This window comes from Streptomyces sp. RLB3-17 (assembly GCF_007113425.2).
In the GTDB taxonomy this organism is placed as follows: Bacteria; Actinomycetota; Actinomycetes; order Streptomycetales; family Streptomycetaceae; genus Streptomyces; species Streptomyces mirabilis_D.
In genome coordinates this window covers 3,771,956-3,788,966 of sequence record NZ_CP041610.2, presented here as the reverse complement: position 1 = coordinate 3,788,966, position 17,011 = coordinate 3,771,956, and the positions used below count along the sequence as shown (strand labels likewise).

Below are 17,011 nucleotides of genomic sequence, written 5' to 3'. Positions count from 1 at the left end.
TCCGGTGCACCGGGCCGCTCCAGTGCACCTCGTGCGGCTCTAGTGCACCTCGTTCACCAGCACATCCAGCGCCCAGGCCGTCCCCGCCCGCGCGGGCGCCTGCACCTCCACCTCGTACCCGAGGTCCCGCAAGGTCTCCACCAGCTCCGCCGGACCGGCGGGCGCGGCGCCCGCCGCCAGCAGACTCCGTACGATCCGCCCCTTCGTCGCCTTGTTGAAGTGGCTGACCACCTTCCGGGTGGGCGCGTGCAGCACCCGGACCGTCGCCGTCCGCCCGGCCACCTCACCCTTCGGCTTCCACGCGCCCGTGTACGCCGAGGACCGCAGGTCGAGCACCAGCCCGTCGCCGGCCGCCTCGGGGAGCGCGGCGGCCATCGGCGTACGCCAGTGCGCGCCCAGCGCCCCGAGCCCCGGCAGCCTCACCCCCATCGAGCAGCGGTACGACGGGATCCTGTCCGTCACCCGGACCGCGCCCCACAGCCCGGAGAAGACCAGCAGCGAGCGGCTCGCGCGCCGCTTGGCCGCCGTGTCCAGCGAGGCCAGGTCCAGGGCGTCGTACAGCACCCCCGTGTAGATCTCCCCGGCCGGGCGCGCGCCCGCGCTGCGCAGCTGCGTGTTCTTGGCGATCTCGCCGCGCAGGCCCTCGCTCAGTCCGAGCACCTCGCGGGCCTTCTCCTCGTCGCCGGCGCACAGCTCGGCCAGCTCGTCGAGGACCGCCCGACGCGCCTCGGTGAGCCCGGGCAGGGACAGCGACTCCAGCTTCAGCGCGGTTCCCCGGCCGGAGGGTGCCTTGCCCTCGGAAGGCGGCAGCAGCACGAGCACGGTGGTGTTCTCCTAACGGTGGGTATGGCCCGGCGCCAGCCTAAGGGGTCCCTCCCGGACGCCGAACGCGCTCGGGGTGCCGCCCGGGGGCACGCGACCTACGCTCGACCCATGCCGTGCCGCCACATCCGCGCCACCTGCGTACCGGGGGCTCCTCTGCAGGCCGCCCTGTCCGCCCTGCGGACCGGTCTCGGCGTGCCCGGGAGCTTCCCGCCCGGCGTACTGGAGGAGGCCGCCCGGCCACCCCGCCTGCCTCCCCATGACGCGACGGACATCCCCTTCCTCACCATCGACCCGCCGACGTCCTCCGACCTCGACCAGGCGATGCACCTGTCCCGCCGCGAGAACGGCCGCGGCTACCGCGTCCGGTACGCGATCGCCGACGTCGCCGCCTTCGTCACCCCCGGCGGCGCCCTGGACGCCGAGGCGCACCGCCGCGTGACGACCCTCTACTTCCCGGACGAGAAGGTCCCCCTCCATCCGACCCGGCTCTCCGAAGGCACCGCGAGCCTCCTGCCCGACCAGACCTGCCCGGCCGTGCTCTGGACGATCGACCTGGACGCGGACGGCCGCACGGAGAGCGTCGACGTACGCCGTGCCCTCGTCCGCAGCCGCGCCAAGCTCGACTACGCGCACGTACAGAAGTCGATCGACGACGGCACGGCGGAGGAACCGCTCGCCCTCCTCAAGGAGATCGGGACGCTGCGCGAGCGTCTGGAGGTGGAGCGCGGCGGGATCTCCCTCAACGTCCCCGAGCAGGAGATCGTCGAGAAGGACGGGACGTACGAACTCGGCTACCGCGCCCCGCTTCCCGCCGACGCCTGGAACGCGCAGATCTCCCTGCTCACCGGGATGGCGGCGGCCGACCTGATGCTCGCGCACGGCACCGGCGTCCTGCGCACGCTGCCCGCCGCCCCCGACGGCGCGGTCGGCCGCCTTCGCCGTACGGCCAGGGCCCTGCACATCGACTGGCCGCACCACGTCTCGTACGCGCAACTCGTCCGCTCCCTCGACCCGCACCTGCCGCGCCACGCGGCCTTCCTCCAGGAGTGCACGACGCTGCTGCGCGGCGCGGGCTACACGGTGTTCCGGGGCGGCGCCCTCCCGGACGTCACCTCGCACGCCGCCGTGGCCGCCCCCTACGCCCACTGCACGGCCCCCCTGCGCCGTCTCGTCGACCGCTACGCCTCGGAACTCTGCCTGGCCGCCGCCGCGGACGAACCGCCCCCCGACTGGGTGCTCACCGCCCTCGACACCCTCCCCAAGGAGATGGCCGAGGGCTCCCGACGCGCGGGCACCGTGGAACGCGAGTGCGTCGACATCGTGGAGGCCGCGCTCCTCAAGGACCGGGTCGGGGACATCTTCGACGGGTGTGTGGTGGACGTGATGGAGCGTCAACCCACGGTAGGCACCGTCCAGTTGGAGTCTCCCGCAGTCGTCGCCCGCATCGAGGGCGGTACCGGGACGCTGCCGCTGGGGGAGCGGTTGCGGGTCCGCCTCACCCAGGCCGACCTGGGGACGGCGAAGGTGCGGTTCGCGCCCGCGTGAGGGCCCGTGCGAGTTCGTCGGGGTCGTCCGCGTGCAGCCGTACGAGACGGACGCGACGTTCCCGGCCGAGGAAGGTGAAGTGCGCCACGGGGGTGGCCAGTTCGAGGGTCACGTCGGTCTGGGCGCCCACGGCGAGGTTCAGTTCGCCCTCGGCGGGCTCGTGCGTGGTGCGCAGCTCGCGGCGCACCGCCGCGATGTCCGCCAGGGGTATCCGCAGATCCACGTGCGCGCCGTCGCGGACGCGCAGGTGCGTGGAGTCGAGGAGGTGCGGGCGCGTCACACAGGCCGCGTGCACGCCGACGACCAGCAGCACGGTGTAGACGTCGAGGACGAGGACGACCGCGTGGACGACCGGCCACCCGCGCAGCAGCACCGCCATCCCGGCCGTCTCGACGACGCACACGAAGGCGAGTCCCCCCATCATGGCGCCCTGGCCCCGCGCGTGACCGAAGGGGCGACCGTCGCGCGTGCCGTGCGTCCGTCGGGTCACCCACAGCAACAGGCTCGCGAACAGGCGCAGTTCATGCCGTACGAGGGCGCGCGCGATCCTCATCGCCCACGCTCCGTGAACATCCGCATCGCCCGCCGGATCGCCTCCGCCTGGGCCGGGGCGACATCGGCGTACAGGGCGCGCAGAAAGCTGTCGTCGAGGCCGGGAGCGAGGTCGGTCTCCGGGAGCAGGGAGTCGGGCAGGCAGTCGGCGAGTGCCCGGGCCGCCTCCTCCACGCGCGGGTCGTCGGCGTCGTAGGGGTCGGCGTCGGCGAGCGCGTCGAGGAGCGCGTACACCTCGTGCGCCCGCGCCACGGCGGCGGGCGTCTCGAAGGCACTGCCCAGCGCCGCCATCAGCCGCTGCCGGCTCTCGGGCGAGGCCACGGTGTCGATCAGAGCGAGCACCTCGCGGTCCCTGGCGGCCATGGGGGACTCGGGGCCGTGCGCCATCCCGGTGAGCAGCGCGGCCAGTTCGGGAGAGACGGGGCCCTCGGCGGGCAGGTTCCCGTCCCGGTCCAGCAGGGCACGCAACCGCTCCCGCCGCTCCCGGATCGCCGCCTCCTGCCGGGCGAGATCGGCGTCGAGCTCCTCCAGTACTTCGGCGAGATCGCGCCCCGCGTCGTCCGCCAGCACGTCCCGCACCTCGGCGAGCCCCAGCCCCAGCTCGGTCAGCCGCCGGATCCGGGCGAGCACGACGGCGTGCCGCAGCGTGTATTCCCGGTAGCCGTTGGGGCGACGCTCGGGCTCCGGCAACAGCCCGAGATGGTGGTAATGCCGCACCGTCCGCGTGGTGACACCGACGGTGACGGCGAGTTCTCCGATCCGCATGCCCTCAGTAGAAACGTTGACGCTGCGGCAAGGTCAAGCGAGAAGATCCTCGGCGGCATGAAAACGCGGCCGCCGGCGTTGCACCCCTGACGAGACGACCGGGGAGGCGGCCATGGGTGCACGACGTGAAGAGGCCCGCTGGACCCGGGCCACTCTCGGCCGTGACGGTCCGCCCCTCGACCTGCTGACCGCACACTTCGACCAGCACCGCTACGCACCCCACGCCCACGACGAGTTCACCATCGGAGTCTGCGTCGGCGGCTCCGAGATCATCGACTACCGGGGCGGCCGCATCCACACCGGCCCCGGCTCGATCGTCGTCCTGGCTCCGGGCGAGATGCACACCGGCGGCCCGGCCGCTTCCGACGGCTACGCCTACCGGGCCCTGTACGCCGAGCCTTCCCTGCTCACCGAGGGAATTCTGGGCAGCCTCCCGCACTTCCGGGACCCCGTCCTCGACGACCCCGAACTGGCCGCCGCCCTGCGCACCGCCCACACCGACCTGAGCGCCTGCCCCGACCCCCTGGAGGCCGAGTCCCGCCTCCCCTGGCTGCTGGCCGCCCTCGCCCTTCGCCACTCCACGGCCCGCCCGGCGTGCGACACGGTCCCGGGAGCGGCCCACATGGCCCACGCCGTACGCGACCGCCTCGCCGACGAACTCCAGGCACCCCCGTCACTCGCCTCCCTCGCCACCGACCTCGGCCTCTCCCGCTACCAGCTCCTGCGCGCCTTCCGTACGACGATGGGGATACCGCCGTACGCCTGGCTGGCCCAGTACCGGGTGAACCGGGCCCGCGCCCTGCTGGAGAGCGGCCTGCGCCCCGCCGAGGTCGCCCCGCTCGTGGGCTTCGCGGACCAGGCGCACCTGACGCGCTGGTTCCGCAGGGTGCTCGGGGTGACACCGGCGGCGTACCGGGCGAGCGTGTCGCCGGCGTCGTAGCGCAACAGCGTTCAAGACACCTGACCGCCGGGCAGCCGAAACTCCCCCCATGACTGCACGCGGCTGGTTCCTGTTCTCCCTGATGGGAGTGGTCTGGGGCATCCCCTACCTGATGATCAAAGTGGCGGTGGACGGCGTGTCCCCGTCGGCGGTGGTGTTCACGCGCTGCGCGGTGGGCGCCGCGCTGCTGCTTCCCTTCGCGATCCGCCAAGGGGGCCTTACTCGGACCGTACGAACGTACTGGCGCCCGATGCTGGCCTTCGCGTGCATCGAGATCATGGTTCCGTGGTGGACCCTCACGGACGCCGAGCGCCACCTGTCCAGCTCCACGGCGGGCCTGCTGATCGCGGGCGTACCGATCGTGGGCGTGGCCGCGGCCCGCCTCTTCGGCGACGCGGAGCACCTCGGCACCCGCCGCTTGTTGGGCCTCGCCCTCGGCCTGTCCGGCGTCGCGGTCCTCACCGTCCCGCACCTGACCGGCGGCGACGCCCGCTCGCTGGCCGAGGTACTGCTGACGGTGATCGGGTACGCGACCGCCCCCGTCATAGCCGCCCGCCACCTCAAGAACGTCCCCTCGCTCCACCTCACGGCCGCCTGCCTGACCCTGGCGGCCCTGGTCTACGCCCCCGCGGCGGCCGTCACCCACCCCTCCGGGCTCCCCTCCCCGCAGATCCTGGCCGCCCTCGCTGGCCTCGGCGTCATCTGCACCGCGGTCGCCTTCGTGGCCTTCCTGGAACTGATCAAGGAGGCTGGCCCGACGCGGGCGACGGTGATCACGTACGTCAACCCGGCCGTCGCCGTCGCCGCGGGCGCCCTCTTCCTCGACGAACGCCTGACCCCCGGCGTCCTCGCGGCCTTCGCCCTCATCCTGGCCGGCTCTGTGCTCGCCACGGCCGGCCCGAGGCGCACCCCACGCCCGGTACCATGGTCCACACGGCAGACGAGCCGGGCGGACGGCCGCGTGGAGGTCCTTGTGGACCTTCCCGAGGAACGTCCGGGCTCCACAGGGCAAGGTGGTGGCTAACGGCCACCCGGGGTGACCCGCGGGACAGTGCCACAGAAAACAGACCGCCTTGGACCTCGGTCCTCGGTAAGGGTGAAACGGTGGTGTAAGAGACCACCAGCGCCTGAGGTGACTCAGGCGGCTAGGTAAACCCCACCTGGAGCAAGGTCAAAAGGAAACACCTCGGTGTTTCTGCGCGGACGATCGAGGGCTGCCCGCCCGAGTCCGCGGGTAGACCGCACGAGACCGGCGGCAACGCCGGTCCTAGATGGATGGCCGTCTCCCCGGCCGCCGCGAGGCGACCGGGCGACAGAACCCGGCGTACAGCCCGACTCGTCTGCCGCTCTTTATTTCCTCAGGTCAGAGGCCATGTTTTTTCGCTGAACAAACTGGCTCATCGCAGAAGAGGGTGCAGTCGGGGTCTGAAGCCGCCGGTGTCGAGCAGGCTGCGGGTGATGTAGTTCGTCAGGTTGCGGAAGCCGAGGGCGGTGCCGCGGAGCTGTTCGAGTCGGCCGTTGACGGCCTCGGTCGGGCCGTTGGACGTGCCGGGTCGGTCGAAGTGGGCCGGCGCGTCAGCGGCGCGCTGGTTCAGTGTTCTGCCGAGTCGACTCAGCGCAGCGGGTCGGGTCGGCGATCAGCAACTGGTGGCCGGTCGCCAGGACGGCGTCGTTGACGGTGTTCCAGGACACCCCGAGCCCGGCGGTGATCCGGGCGATCGACATCCGGTCGATGACCACAGTCTTCAACGCCCACACCACCGCCTGCGTCGAGAGTTTCACCCTCGACGCGGCGGCCGCGGTCGTGTCTTGGCACCAGTCATCAGGGTCGGCCACTCGACAGAGCAACATCGCGTGGTCGGGATGCGGCTGTTGGTCGACCACTTCCAAGCCGAGGTCATCCATCCGGCAGAACGTCGTCGGGCCAGCAGGGCAGAAGGTGGCGTCACGCACGAGCCCAGGGCGCAACCGCGGTCTTTGGGGATCGGTGATCGTCCGGTGGCGTTCGGCCGATCAGGCGCGGTCGTGGAGAGTGACCTGGTAGCCGTCGGGGTCGGCGAAGGTGAAGGTCCGACCGAAGGGGCCGTCGATCGGTGCGGAGACGATGGTGTGACCGTCGGCGACGAGAGCATCGTGAATGGCCTGGACGTCTGTGGCGTGGAGCCAGATCGCGGCACCGATGCCGGGCTGGGCGACGGATGTGAGATCGGTGCCGGGAACGACGTCGCGGAGTGCGAACGCGATCGGCTTCGTCTCGAAGACGACGGCGTGCGGAGGTCCGGCCTGCGAGCGGACCAGGCCGAGGTACTGCTCGTAGAACGCCCGCGAAGCGTCGAGGTCGCGCGCTTGGAGCGAGATGAAGTCGGGGCCGGTGGCGGGCATGGTGATGCTCCTTCTTTTCGTGTCAGCTTTCTGACACGGGCAACCTATGTCAGAATGCTGACATGAATCAAGACGGTGTCGACCTGGAGACGTCACTGGGCTATCTGCTGAAAGAGGCGTCGAGCGTCCTCCGCGCAGCCATGGAGGAGGTGCTGCGGCCGCTCGGGATGAGCGTGACGCACTACTCCTGCCTCGAACTGCTGGCTCAACGACCGGGCTTGTCGAACTCCGAGCTCGCGCGGGGCGCGTTCGTGACACGGCAGACGATGAACGTGCTGCTCCAGGCCCTGGAACGAGAGGGCCACGTGACCAGGCCCGCGGAGGCACCCGTCGGGAAGGTTCTTCCCGCGCGGCTCACGCCTCGCGGCCGACAGAGCCTCGAGAAGGCGACCGTAGCGGTCCGGTCCGTCGAGGTCAGAATGCTGGCCGGCATGACCGAGACCGAGCAGTCAGGCGCGTTCCGGATCCTGCGGAGCATGATCCATTCCCTGCGCGAGGGCAACGACGGCGCATAGCTCGTTCCCCGGCGCACGTCTCGTCGCGCCCGGACAGGAGTGCTGCCGAGCGTGAAAATCCGTGCCGGCGACCTCGAAAACCGACGGACCCCGACTGCACCCTCTTCTGCGGTGAGCCCCATAACTTCTCTGCCCGACTGTCTCGACCGCCGATCGGCCCTGGCCGGACCCGTCATCCGGGTGTCGCGCGAGGCATGGGCGCGCAGGCGCGCATCCAGGAGTTGCGTCCGAGTACCGAGAGCGATGCATGGATGTCAGTCCGTCCCACGACCGGCACGCCAGTCGGAAGACATGAACCAGAAGACATGAACTAGTGCGCCAGGAAAGGGAGTTCGATCGTAGGATGTGCCGCGAATGATCCGCGCCCCGGTTGAAGGACGTACACGAATCATGAGCGACCCTGTGACGACGCCCGAGCCGGCGGACCAGCAGAAGATCGACACGTCGGTGCCGCACTCCGCCCGTATCTGGAACTACTGGCTCGGCGGCAAGGACAACTACCCCGTCGACGAGGCGGCCGGTGACGCGTACACCGAGGTGTTTCCAGGGATCGTCACCATCGCCCGCTCCAGCCGTGCCTTCCTGCGTCGCAACATCGCGTATCTCGTCTCCGAGGCGGGTATCCGGCAGTTCCTGGACGTCGGCACCGGCCTTCCGACCGCGCAGAACACCCACGAGGTCGCCCAGGGGCTCGCTCCCGAGGCGCGGATCGTCTACGTCGACAACGATCCGATGGTGCTCGCCCACGCCCGCGCCCTGCTGTACTCCACCGAGGCGGGCGCGACCGCCTACATCGACGCCAACGTGACGGACCCGGACCGCATTCTTGAAGTCGCCGCCAAGACACTGGACTTCGGTCGTCCCACCGCGCTCATCCTCAGCAACATCCTGGGCCATGTCGCCGACTACGATCAGGCCCGTTCCATCGTCACCCGGCTGATGGAAGCCCTGCCCTCGGGCAGTTACCTCTCCATCAACGACGGGTCGCGCGGCATCGACCCGGTCTTCGAGCAGGCCCAGGACGCCTACAACAACAGCGGCGCCGTTCCGTACAACCTGCGCTCCATTGATGAGATCACCGCGTTCTTCGACGGTCTGGAGCTTGTGGAACCCGGTGTCGTCTCCGTGACGGAGTGGCGTCCGGAGCCTGGTTCGGGCGTCCGGGAGGTCATCGCCGAGCACGGTGGACTTGCGCGTAAGCCGTAACGACGGGAGGGGCGCGGTCAGGTCGACGGTACCGGGTCGGCCCTGGCGGGAGGCGGTGCGGCGGTCTTTCGGGCGGCACCACCGCCGTACCGTTCGCTGCCCCTGCCGGCACAGGCCGGCGCACGCGGAAGACACTGAGGTCTCACGGGGCGGTTGGTGCTGGACGGGCCTCTGCGCCGCAATGGGCTACTCCACTGTGCACAACCTTCCGGAAGGCCGCCGGTCTGAACAGACACACACCTACGCGAGCTACCGGGGGGTAGTCATGCGACGGATAGGTACTGCACTGGCCGCGATGATGCTGGCGGGCGGCGGTCTGTTGGCCGGCACGGTTCCGGCGGTGGCCGCGCCGGCGGCCGTGGACTGCGCCGTGACGTGGGGGAGCCTGGACAAGACCGGTGACTCCGTTGCCTCCAGGCGACTGGTCGACGTGAGGGCCGGACAGCACGAGTGCTTCGACCGTCTGGTCTTCGACGCCCAGGGCACGGCGGCCGACCCCATCGGCTACACGGTCCGCTATGTCGACGTACTGCACCAGGACCCGAGCGACGTCGTGGTTCCGATCAAGGGCGGAGCCATCCTGGAGATCTCGCTGTTCTCCCCGCGCTACGACCCGGCGACCGGACAGCCCTACCCACCGCTTCCCTCCGTCGACGTCACCGGGTACCGGACCTTCCGGGAGTTCAAGTTCACAGGTGGCTCCGAGGGCTACACCCAGGCCGGACTGGGCGTGCGCGCCCGGCTGCCGTTCCGGGTCTTCCAGACGGCCAACCATCTCGTAGTGGACGTGGCTCACACCTGGTGATCCCGTACGGCCGGGGGTGCGCCCGGAAGAAGCAGAGGTCAGAGCGCGTCGACCCCGCTCACCCTCCAGCCGTCGGACGTAAGGGCCACCGTCATCCGCACCCGGTTCAGGTCCACGCGGGAGCCCGAGACCTGGGTGCTCGTGGTCACCTGGTTGACGAAGAGGAGGACCACGGCCCGGTCGGCCGAGGCCGAGATCACGGAGGCCGCAGGGGAGCCGCCGGTGGGCTGCGCCACCGTGGCCTTCACCACCCCCTGGTACTTCCTGGCCGTCGGCCCGACCACCGTCGTGGTGGTCTTCCGGTACTCGTCGCGGAAGTGCCCGGTGAGCCGGGCGAGGGCCGCGGCGAAGTCGCGGTCCAGGTGCCTGTAGTCGTACGACAGCACGACCGGCGCCGCCTGGCGTGCGGCCGCGAGTGCCTGACCGCGCGCCTGTTCGGCCCGCACGCCCTCCCGGTAGCGCCACCCGAGAACGGTGGCCGCGACCAGGCCCGCCAGGAGCAGGACACACAGGGCGGCGGTGAGCAGCCGCCGCCGACCGTGCCGCCCAGCCGTACCGGGGCCGGGCTCACCCTCCTCCTGTGGTGCGTCCTCCTCGAAGCACTCCGGCGAGGGCTCGGGCGGGTCGTCCCAGCCGTCCTCATCGGGGGCCTCGATGAGCACGGTGCGGCCGGCGGCCGGTGCCTCGGGCCGTCCCGGGGCCGCCTCGTCGGTGGACGCCGGGTCCGGTTCGAGGTGGCCGCGCTCCGCGCGCTTGGCCGCCGCGCGGGCGACCGCGGTCATGGTGTGCCGGGTACCGGATCCGGCACCGGAACCGGAGCCGCGGCTTCGGGTGGTCGTCTTCGCCACGGTCTTACTCCTCATGTCCTCGTGTCCTCATGGGTCGTACGGCGGGGAGGGCGCGGTCAGCCGACGAACTCGACGTCGGAGGTCAGCCAGCGGCCGTTTCGGTGCACCAGGTCGAGCTGCAGGCGGTAGGTGCGCGCCTCGCCCTTGGGGGCGGCGGTGTTGGTCACCGTGCTGTCGGCGACCACCAGGACGCGGGCCGAGTGCTCGTCGGAGCGGACGATGCCCGCGTCGAGGATCTGGCCCTCGGACACGGACTCGTTCGCGGCGACGAGCTTGGTCAGCTGCTCGGTCTGCGCGGCGAACTGTTTCTTGAAGTCGCCGGTGGCGCCCTGGAGGACGTTCGCGCTGTCCCGGTCGTAGTGCCGGTAGTCGAGCGAGGTGAAGTTCAGCGCCGACTGGCGGGCCGCGGCCAGGATGTCCTGGCGCCGCTGCGCCCTGTCGTGCTGGTCGTAGAGCCCGAGGACCAGCCAGATCGTCAGCGCCGTCGTGAGGACGGTCGCCACGGCGAGCGCCACCGACGACGCCCTGCCCGACCACGCCCTGCTCGACAGGGTCTTGCCCGACACGGTCACGTTCATGGTCCTGTTCATGGTCCCGCTCATGCCATCGGCCCTACCAGCAGCCATTGCCACGACTCCTTTCCGAACATCGCCTGTTGGCCGCCCGTCGAGCCGATCTCGACCGGTCTGCCGTCGGGGCCGGTCGCGGTGCCGGTCTCCGGGTCGTAAGGCGTGATGTACGGCGTCACGTACGCCGCCTGGTTCGCATCGCCGGAAGCGGCCGACGCTCCGGGGGCGTTCTGCGCGCCCCGTACCGACGTCTTGCTTCCGCGCGGGGCCGTGCAGCGTGCGTCGGTGTTCGCCTCGCGCGGGCTGGTGTCCGAGGGGTCGCGCCGTGCCGTGCCGTACCCCTGGGTGCACGGCGGCGGGTCGTCGGCGTTGACCACCAGGCCGAAGTGGGTGGTGCCGTCGCCCGGGACGACCGTGTAGCTGCCCGCGACCAGTGCCGGGAAGGTGACCAGGGACTGCTCCACGCCGGGCAGGTTGGCCAGCGTGACCTGGCCACCGCTGATCAGATTGGCCAGCAGGACCGACAGGCGCGGAGAGATGTTCTTCAGCAGCGAGTTCACCTGCTGCGCGGCCGGTGTCGCGTTGCCGATCAGCTTGCGCAGGTCTCCGTCGCTCGACTTCAGCTGTGCCGTGAGAGCCGAAAGGTCGTGCGCGAACGACTTGATGGACGAGCCCTGGTCGGACTGCGTCTTGAGGACCTTTCGCGAGTCCTCGATCAGCGAGATCGTCTGGGGGAGTGACTCGGAGGCCGACTCCACGAGCGCGTTGCCCGAGTCCACCAGTCGGCTCAGATTCGGGCCGGTGCCCGAGAAGGCCTTGCCCAACTCGTCCACGGTGACCCGTAGATCGTCCTTGCCGACCGAGTTCACCAGCCGGTCCAGGCTCAGGACCAGGTCCGTCGTGGGCAGTGGCACGCGCGTGCTGCCACGCGGGATGGCGCTGCCGTCGAGGAGGTACGGGCCATGCGAAGTACGTGGCTGTAGATCCACGTATTGCTCGCCCACCGCCGAACGGTTCGCCACCACGGCGAGGGTGTCCGCCGGGATGCGTGGCGTGCCGTCCTTGATGTCGAGAGCGACCGAGACGCCGTCGGAGCCGGTCAGTCGCAGTGTGCCGACGCGACCCACCGGCACTCCGCGGTAGGTGACCTCGGCGCCGGGGAAGATGCCCCCGGAGTCGGCGAAGTCCGCTTGCACGGTGTAACCGCGGCCCAGGACGTCGTCCACGAGACCGGTGTACTCGGCGCCGACGTACGACACCCCGACGGCGGTGACGGTGGCGAAGGCCAGGAGCTGGGCCTTGACCGTACGGGTGATCACGGCTGAACCCCCTTCAGCATCAGCTCCGCGAGCGCGAGGTCGATTCCCTCGGGCAGCCCGCGTCGGGTGGTGTAGCTGCTGGTGCACACCGGCGGGCACAGCGGCCCGCCCCCGCCCGAGGGGGCCGACGGCAGCGCCGGGGACGACGGCAGGCTCGGTGTGCTCGGCAGCGCCGTGGGCGTCGGCACGCTCGGCAGATCGGGGAGACCGGGGAGATCCGGTACGTCGGGAGTGCGGGGCTTGTGGGAATCGCCCTTGCCGCGGCCGGAGTTGCCGTCCGTCAGGTTTCCGTAGAGGTCGGACAGATCGAGGTCGGCCGTGATGTCGAGGTTGACGTAGTCGCCCTTGACGGCGTCCACCGCGTTGCGCGGGAACGGGTAAGTGGTCAGCAGCTCGAGGGAGTTGGGCAGATCGTCGCCCGCCTTGTTCAGCTGTTGCAGGATGGGCCGCAGCTGTCTGAGGTTCGCGACCGTGTCGTCGTGCGAGGCGTTGACCACCTTGGTGCCCGTCGTGCCCAGCTTCGACAGGGCGGTGAGCATCCTCGTCAGATCGCGGCGCTGGTCGGCCAGGACCTTCAGGGCAGGTGGCATCGTGTCGACGGCCTGGGCGATCGTCTTCTTCTCCTTGCCGAGCCGCCCCGCGAGCCGGTCGACGGCCTCGAGAGCGTGGACGATGTCCTTCCGCTGGTCGTCCAGGCCGCCGATGAAGGTGTTCAGCTCCTTGAGCAGCGATCTGACCCGGTTCTCCCGGCCGTCCAGGGCCTTGTTCAGCTCCACGGTGATCGTCTTGAGCTGGGCCACTCCGCCGCCGTTGAGCAGCGCGGAGAGCGCGGACAGCACCTCCTCGATCTCCGGGTTGCGGCCGCTGCGGGACAGCGGGATGCGGTCGCCGTCCCCGAGCCGGCCCATGGGGGCCGTGCCGGTCGGGGCGGAGAGCGCGACGTACTTCTCGCCGAGCATGCTGGTCTGCCGCAGCTCGGCGACCGCGTTGGCGGGCAGCTTCACCGAGTCGGCGACCCGCAGCCGTACGCGCGCGTGCCACCCGTCCAGTTCCACCTTCTCGACCGCGCCCACGGTGACGTCGTTGACCTTCACGGCCGACTGCGGCACCAGGTCGAGGACGTCGCGGAACTCGACGGTGACGTGGTACGCGTGGCCGTCGGAGGCGGCTCCGCCGGGCAGCTGGACGTCGTACCAGCCGTTGAACTCGCAGCCGGACAGCAGGAGCGAGCCGGCCGCGGCCCACGCGACCGCCCCGACCTTGCGCAGTGCGCTCATGCGCTCGCCCCCAGAATTCCGCCGAGCGTCCGGTCGACCGTGCCCGTCACCGCGGGGCCCTGAGGCACCTTCGGCAGGGAGTCGAAGAGGTCTTTGAGCTCCTTGCAGTCGGGGTTCTTGCCGCCTTCGTCGCCGGTCGTCCTCAGTACGGAGCACAGCAGTGAGGCCGGATCCTGTGCCTGCTGCGCGTTGTTGCGGGTGTCGAGGGTGCCCGAGGACGGGTTGTAGGCGTTGTTCAGGTTCGACAGACCCGTGGGAGCGACCTCCAACAGCTCGGCCAGTGCGGCCCGTTGGGTGACGAGCACCTTGGTCACCTTGCTGAGGCCCCGTACGTTCGAGGTCAGCGACTTCTTGTTGTTCTTCACGAAGGCGGACACGTCGCCGAGCGCCGTCCCCAGGTTCTTGAGTGCGTCCGCGAGGTCCTTGCGCTCGCCCGCGAGCTGTCCGGCGACCTCGGCGAGGCTGGTGTTGAAGGACCGCACGTTTTTGTCGTCGGCGGCCAGCGCGGCCGTGAACACCTGCAGGTTCCGCACCGTGCCGAACAGGTCCGTGCGGCCGTCGGACAGCGTGGTGACGGCCTGCGAGAGGTCTTCGACCGTCTGGTTGAGGTTCTCGCCCTGGCCGTCGAGGTTGTCCGCGCTCACCCCGAGCAGCCGCGACAGCGAGCCGTCCTTGTTGGCGCCCTGGGGGCCGAGCGCGTCGGCCGTCGTGTGCAGGCTGTCGAAGACGCGGTCCAGTTCGACCGGTACGGCCGTCCGCGTCTCGGGGATGACGGCGCCGTTCCGCAGTACCGGGCCCTTTCGGTACACCGGCAGCAGTTGTACGTAACGGTCGCTGACCACCGAGGAGTTGATGACGGCGGCCTTGGCGTCCGCCGGCACCTTGCGGCCTTCGTCGTACTTCAGCTCCACCCGCACCCGGTCGCCCTCCGGCGTGATCTTCTCGACCTCGCCGATCCGGACGCCGAGGACGCGGACGTCCGAGCCGGGGTAGATGCCGACGGTGCGCGGGAAGTACGCGGTGACGTGCACGGACTCGGAGCGCGGCCACAGCACGTAGGTGAGCGCGGCGACGAGGGCCAGTGCGGTGACCACGGCCACGCGCCTCTTCAGGTTCTTCACCGGGTGCCTCCCGTGCGCGGCACCACTGGAGCGGCGACCAGGTTCTGGACATAGCTGTCGAACCAGCGGCCGTTGCCGAGGGCGTTGCTGAAGACCCGGACGTAGGGCGCGAGCAGCTTGACGCTCCGGTCGAGGCTGGATTGGTTCCGTTCGAGCATCCGCACCACGGTGTTCAGGCCCTTGAGCGCGGGCCCGATCTCCTTGTCGTTGTCCTCGACCAGGCCGGAGAGCTCGATGCCGAGCGCGGCGGAGGTCTTCAGCAGCTTGTGGATCGCATTGCGCCGCTTGCTGATCTCCTTGAACAGCTGGTCGCCGTCCTTGACCAGCGCGGTGAAGTCCGCGGAGTGCTCGGCCAGTACACCCGTGACACCGCTCGCGTGGTCGAGGAGTTCGCCCAGCGCCTTGTCGCGCGAGGCGACCGTACGGGAGATCTTCGACAGGCCCTTGATGGATGCCCGTACCTCGGCGGGCGAGTCCTGGAACGTGGTGGAGATGGTGTCCAGGGCCTTCGCCAACTGGTCGGTGTCGACCTTCTCCGTCGTCGTGGTGAGATCGCTGAACGCCTGCACGACGTCGTACGCCGGAACCGTCCTCTTCAGCGGTATCTCGCTGCCGGGCTTCAGCTGTCCCGGTCCCTTGGGATGCAGCGCGAGGTACTTCGCGCCGAGGATCGTCTTGACCCGGATCGAGGCGCCGGTCTCGGTGCCGAACCCCGGATCGCCCTTGATCTTGAAGGTGACCTTGACGTGGTCTCCGTCCAGATCGACGTCCTTGACCTTGCCGACCTTGACGCCCGCGATCCGCACCTCGTCGCCGGGCTTGAGGCCGCCCGCCTCCGAGAAGGCCGCGCTGTACGTCTCGCCGCCGCCGATCAGCGGCAGGCTGTCGGCGTTGAACGCGGCCACGGTCAGCAGCGCGAGGAAGGTGAGGCCGACGGCTCCGATCACCACGGGGTTGCGCTCGCGGAACGGGGTCAGCCGCGGGCGGCGTATCCGTATGCGGGGCAGCTTGGGCGGGTCGATGCGGACTTTGACCAGGGGTTCGGGGCGGCGGGGGCGGGGTGCCCGGCGCGGCAGGAGCCGTATCTTCGGGAGCTTGGGCGGGTCGATGCGGACTTTGACCAGGGGTTCGGGGCGGCGGGGGCGGGGTGCCCGGCGCGGCAGGAGCCGTATCTTCGGGAGCTTCGGCGGGTCGATGCGGACCTTGACCAGCGGCTCCGGGCGGCGCTCACGGGTCCTGCGCGGAAGGAAGTGCTTTGTCATGCGCCGCACCTCGCCCTCGCCACGTGCAGCTCGGGAGTGAGCACCTGCTTCGTCTTCGGCAGCACGATCCGGCCGTCGAAGTCGCAGAGGTAGAAGTTGAACCACGAGCCGTAGGACGCCGTCCCCGTCAGCTCGCCCAGCTTGTTCGGCAGCCGCTTCAGCACGCCCTCCACGGTGTTCTCGTTCTTGTTCAGCGTTCCGGTGAGATCGGTCAGCTCGGCGATGTCGTCCTTCAGGGGCGGACGCGCGTCCTTGAGCAGCCCCGAGGTGGCGTCCGTCAGATCGCCGATGCCCACCAGGGACTGCCCGATGGGCTTGCGGTCGGCGGACAGCCCCGAGATCACCCGGCGCAGCTGCTTGAGAAGCCCGGAGAAACGGGCGCCGCGCTTGTCCAGCGTCTCCAGCACGGTGTTCAGGTGGTCGACCACCGAGCCGATCAGCTTGTCGCGGCCGGCCAGCGTGGTGGTGAGCGAAGCCGTGTGCGCGAGCAGGCTGTTGACGGTGCCGCCCTCACCCTGGAGGGTCCGGATGATCTCGGTGGCGAGCTGGTTGACGTCCTGCGGGCTGAGCGCCGCGAACAGTGGCTTGAAGCCGTTCAGCAGCGCGTTGAGGTCCAGTGCGGGCTGGGTGCGCGACAGCGGGATCGTGCTGCCGGGCTTCAGCCGGGTGCTGTCTCCCGCGCCCTCGGTCAGGGCGACGTAACGCTGTCCGACCAGGTTCCGGTAGCGGATGACCGCGCCGGTGCTGTTCAGCAGTGGCCGGTCCTCACCGACAGTGAAGGTGACCTCCGCCAGCGTCCGGTCCTTGATCCGGATGCCCTCGACCTGGCCGACCCGCACCCCGGCCACCCGGATGTCGTCGCCCTTCTCCAGGCCCGTCACGTCGCTGAACACCGCGCGGTACGTGTGCTCGGGGGTGAGGGAGATGTTGACGATGGTGGCGGCGAGCAGGGCCGTCGCCAGGATCGTCACCAGGGCGAAGAGGCTGAACTTGATCAGCGGGGCGGCGGCCTGCCGGGCTCCTGACGTCCTCGTGGACCTCGTAGTCTTCGCGGTCTTCGCGGTCTTCATGATCCTCGTG

17 protein-coding genes, 1 other RNA gene and 2 pseudogenes are annotated in these 17,011 nt (G+C 70.3%); 7 read left to right on the top strand and 13 right to left on the bottom strand.

The features are described from left to right. Positions 1–39: 39 nt before the first annotated feature. Entirely contained in the window at positions 40–822 is a 783-nt protein-coding gene (gene yaaA / locus FNV62_RS17530; protein WP_097284455.1) for a peroxide stress protein YaaA, read from the bottom strand. 111 nt (positions 823–933) lie between these two features. On the opposite strand from yaaA, the gene FNV62_RS17525 reads away from it, so the two are divergent. Beyond that, positions 934–2,370: an RNB domain-containing ribonuclease gene (locus FNV62_RS17525; protein ID WP_097284454.1), complete on the top strand. Its 1,437-nt coding sequence runs from the start codon at positions 934–936 to the stop codon at positions 2,368–2,370. On the opposite strand, the gene FNV62_RS17520 is transcribed toward FNV62_RS17525, so the two are convergent. Continuing rightward, entirely contained in the window at positions 2,321–2,923 is a 603-nt protein-coding gene (locus FNV62_RS17520; RefSeq protein ID WP_143607919.1) for a hypothetical protein, read from the bottom strand. The genes FNV62_RS17525 and FNV62_RS17520 overlap by 50 nt on opposite strands. Then, positions 2,920–3,687, bottom strand: coding sequence for a MerR family transcriptional regulator (locus tag FNV62_RS17515; protein WP_143607918.1), 768 nt, complete (start codon positions 3,685–3,687; stop codon positions 2,920–2,922). Before FNV62_RS17515 ends, FNV62_RS17520 begins: the two co-directional genes overlap by 4 nt. 112 nt (positions 3,688–3,799) lie before the next feature. Between FNV62_RS17515 and FNV62_RS17510 the strand changes: the two genes are divergently transcribed. The 3 genes and pseudogenes from FNV62_RS17510 to rnpB all read left to right on the top strand — a co-directional run bounded on the left by FNV62_RS17510 (position 3,800) and on the right by rnpB (position 5,970). Then, positions 3,800–4,627 (top strand): AraC family transcriptional regulator, encoded by an 828-nt coding sequence (locus FNV62_RS17510; RefSeq protein WP_144315376.1) that lies wholly within the window; start codon positions 3,800–3,802, stop codon positions 4,625–4,627. 49 nt (positions 4,628–4,676) lie between these two features. Next, positions 4,677–5,504 (top strand): annotated as a pseudogene (locus tag FNV62_RS58020) (DMT family transporter); the annotation flags it as partial. A gap of 64 nt (positions 5,505–5,568) precedes the next feature. Next, positions 5,569–5,970, top strand: an RNA gene (gene rnpB / locus FNV62_RS17500) — RNase P RNA component class A. Positions 5,971–6,024: 54 nt separating this feature from the next. Here rnpB and FNV62_RS58015 read toward each other — a convergent pair. The 3 genes and pseudogenes from FNV62_RS58015 to FNV62_RS17490 all read right to left on the bottom strand — a co-directional run. Next, positions 6,025–6,243 (bottom strand): annotated as a pseudogene (locus FNV62_RS58015) (transposase); the annotation flags it as partial. Further along, positions 6,203–6,580, bottom strand: a complete 378-nt coding sequence (locus tag FNV62_RS58010; protein WP_413083853.1) for a hypothetical protein — start codon at positions 6,578–6,580, stop codon at positions 6,203–6,205. The gene FNV62_RS58010 and the pseudogene FNV62_RS58015, both read right to left, overlap by 41 nt. Positions 6,581–6,640: 60 nt before the next feature. Next, positions 6,641–7,009, bottom strand: a complete 369-nt coding sequence (locus FNV62_RS17490) for a VOC family protein (RefSeq protein WP_097284449.1) — start codon at positions 7,007–7,009, stop codon at positions 6,641–6,643. 62 nt (positions 7,010–7,071) lie between these two features. On the opposite strand from FNV62_RS17490, the gene FNV62_RS17485 reads away from it, so the two are divergent. The 3 genes from FNV62_RS17485 (at position 7,072) to FNV62_RS17475 (ending at position 9,535) form a co-directional block, all read left to right on the top strand. Further along, entirely contained in the window at positions 7,072–7,524 is a 453-nt protein-coding gene (locus FNV62_RS17485) for a MarR family winged helix-turn-helix transcriptional regulator (RefSeq protein WP_060899952.1), read from the top strand. Between the two features lie 390 nt (positions 7,525–7,914). Next, the gene (locus tag FNV62_RS17480) at positions 7,915–8,730 is read left to right on the top strand and encodes an SAM-dependent methyltransferase (RefSeq protein ID WP_143601461.1); all 816 of its coding nucleotides are present in this window, start codon (positions 7,915–7,917) and stop codon (positions 8,728–8,730) included. Between the two features lie 265 nt (positions 8,731–8,995). Continuing rightward, the gene (locus FNV62_RS17475) at positions 8,996–9,535 is read left to right on the top strand and encodes a hypothetical protein (protein ID WP_225900275.1); all 540 of its coding nucleotides are present in this window, start codon (positions 8,996–8,998) and stop codon (positions 9,533–9,535) included. A 38-nt stretch (positions 9,536–9,573) separates the two neighbouring features. Here the strand turns inward: FNV62_RS17475 and FNV62_RS17470 are convergent, their stop codons facing one another. The 7 genes from FNV62_RS17470 to FNV62_RS17440 form a co-directional block, all read right to left on the bottom strand. Continuing rightward, positions 9,574–10,383, bottom strand: coding sequence for a hypothetical protein (locus tag FNV62_RS17470; protein WP_225900274.1), 810 nt, complete (start codon positions 10,381–10,383; stop codon positions 9,574–9,576). Between the two features lie 56 nt (positions 10,384–10,439). After that, positions 10,440–10,961, bottom strand: coding sequence for a hypothetical protein (locus tag FNV62_RS17465; protein WP_240362542.1), 522 nt, complete (start codon positions 10,959–10,961; stop codon positions 10,440–10,442). A 20-nt stretch (positions 10,962–10,981) separates the two neighbouring features. Then, positions 10,982–12,271 (bottom strand): MCE family protein, encoded by a 1,290-nt coding sequence (locus tag FNV62_RS17460; RefSeq protein WP_097284446.1) that lies wholly within the window; start codon positions 12,269–12,271, stop codon positions 10,982–10,984. After that, a complete protein-coding gene (locus FNV62_RS17455) occupies positions 12,268–13,548 on the bottom strand; it encodes an MCE family protein (RefSeq protein ID WP_143601459.1) in 1,281 nt (426 codons plus the stop codon). The genes FNV62_RS17460 and FNV62_RS17455 overlap by 4 nt, the downstream gene beginning before the upstream one ends. Beyond that, positions 13,545–14,669: an MCE family protein gene (locus tag FNV62_RS17450; protein WP_225900272.1), complete on the bottom strand. Its 1,125-nt coding sequence runs from the start codon at positions 14,667–14,669 to the stop codon at positions 13,545–13,547. The genes FNV62_RS17455 and FNV62_RS17450 overlap by 4 nt, the downstream gene beginning before the upstream one ends. After that, positions 14,666–15,646 carry an MCE family protein gene (locus tag FNV62_RS17445; protein ID WP_143605374.1) on the bottom strand — a complete coding sequence of 327 codons (981 nt, stop codon included), beginning with the start codon at positions 15,644–15,646 and terminating at the stop codon, positions 14,666–14,668. Before FNV62_RS17445 ends, FNV62_RS17450 begins: the two co-directional genes overlap by 4 nt. Positions 15,647–15,927: 281 nt before the next feature. Next, positions 15,928–17,001 carry an MCE family protein gene (locus FNV62_RS17440; protein WP_225900271.1) on the bottom strand — a complete coding sequence of 358 codons (1,074 nt, stop codon included), beginning with the start codon at positions 16,999–17,001 and terminating at the stop codon, positions 15,928–15,930. Positions 17,002–17,011 lie beyond the last annotated feature (10 nt).

Bases quoted from the DNA above. Each gene is read 5' to 3' on its own strand.
- FNV62_RS17525 (WP_097284454.1), top strand. From the start codon at position 934: ATGCCGTGCCGCCACATCCGCGCCACCTGCGTACCGGGGGCTCCTCTG.
- FNV62_RS17455 (WP_143601459.1), bottom strand. From the start codon at position 13,548: ATGAGCGCACTGCGCAAGGTCGGGGCGGTCGCGTGGGCCGCGGCCGGC.
- FNV62_RS17490 (WP_097284449.1), bottom strand. From the start codon at position 7,009: ATGCCCGCCACCGGCCCCGACTTCATCTCGCTCCAAGCGCGCGACCTC.
- FNV62_RS17440 (WP_225900271.1), bottom strand. From the start codon at position 17,001: ATGAAGACCGCGAAGACCGCGAAGACTACGAGGTCCACGAGGACGTCA.
- FNV62_RS17520 (WP_143607919.1), bottom strand. From the start codon at position 2,923: ATGAGGATCGCGCGCGCCCTCGTACGGCATGAACTGCGCCTGTTCGCG.
- FNV62_RS17465 (WP_240362542.1), bottom strand. From the start codon at position 10,961: ATGAACGTGACCGTGTCGGGCAAGACCCTGTCGAGCAGGGCGTGGTCG.
- FNV62_RS17485 (WP_060899952.1), top strand. From the start codon at position 7,072: ATGAATCAAGACGGTGTCGACCTGGAGACGTCACTGGGCTATCTGCTG.
- FNV62_RS17510 (WP_144315376.1), top strand. From the start codon at position 3,800: ATGGGTGCACGACGTGAAGAGGCCCGCTGGACCCGGGCCACTCTCGGC.
- FNV62_RS17480 (WP_143601461.1), top strand. From the start codon at position 7,915: ATGAGCGACCCTGTGACGACGCCCGAGCCGGCGGACCAGCAGAAGATC.
- FNV62_RS17515 (WP_143607918.1), bottom strand. From the start codon at position 3,687: ATGCGGATCGGAGAACTCGCCGTCACCGTCGGTGTCACCACGCGGACG.
- FNV62_RS17475 (WP_225900275.1), top strand. From the start codon at position 8,996: ATGCGACGGATAGGTACTGCACTGGCCGCGATGATGCTGGCGGGCGGC.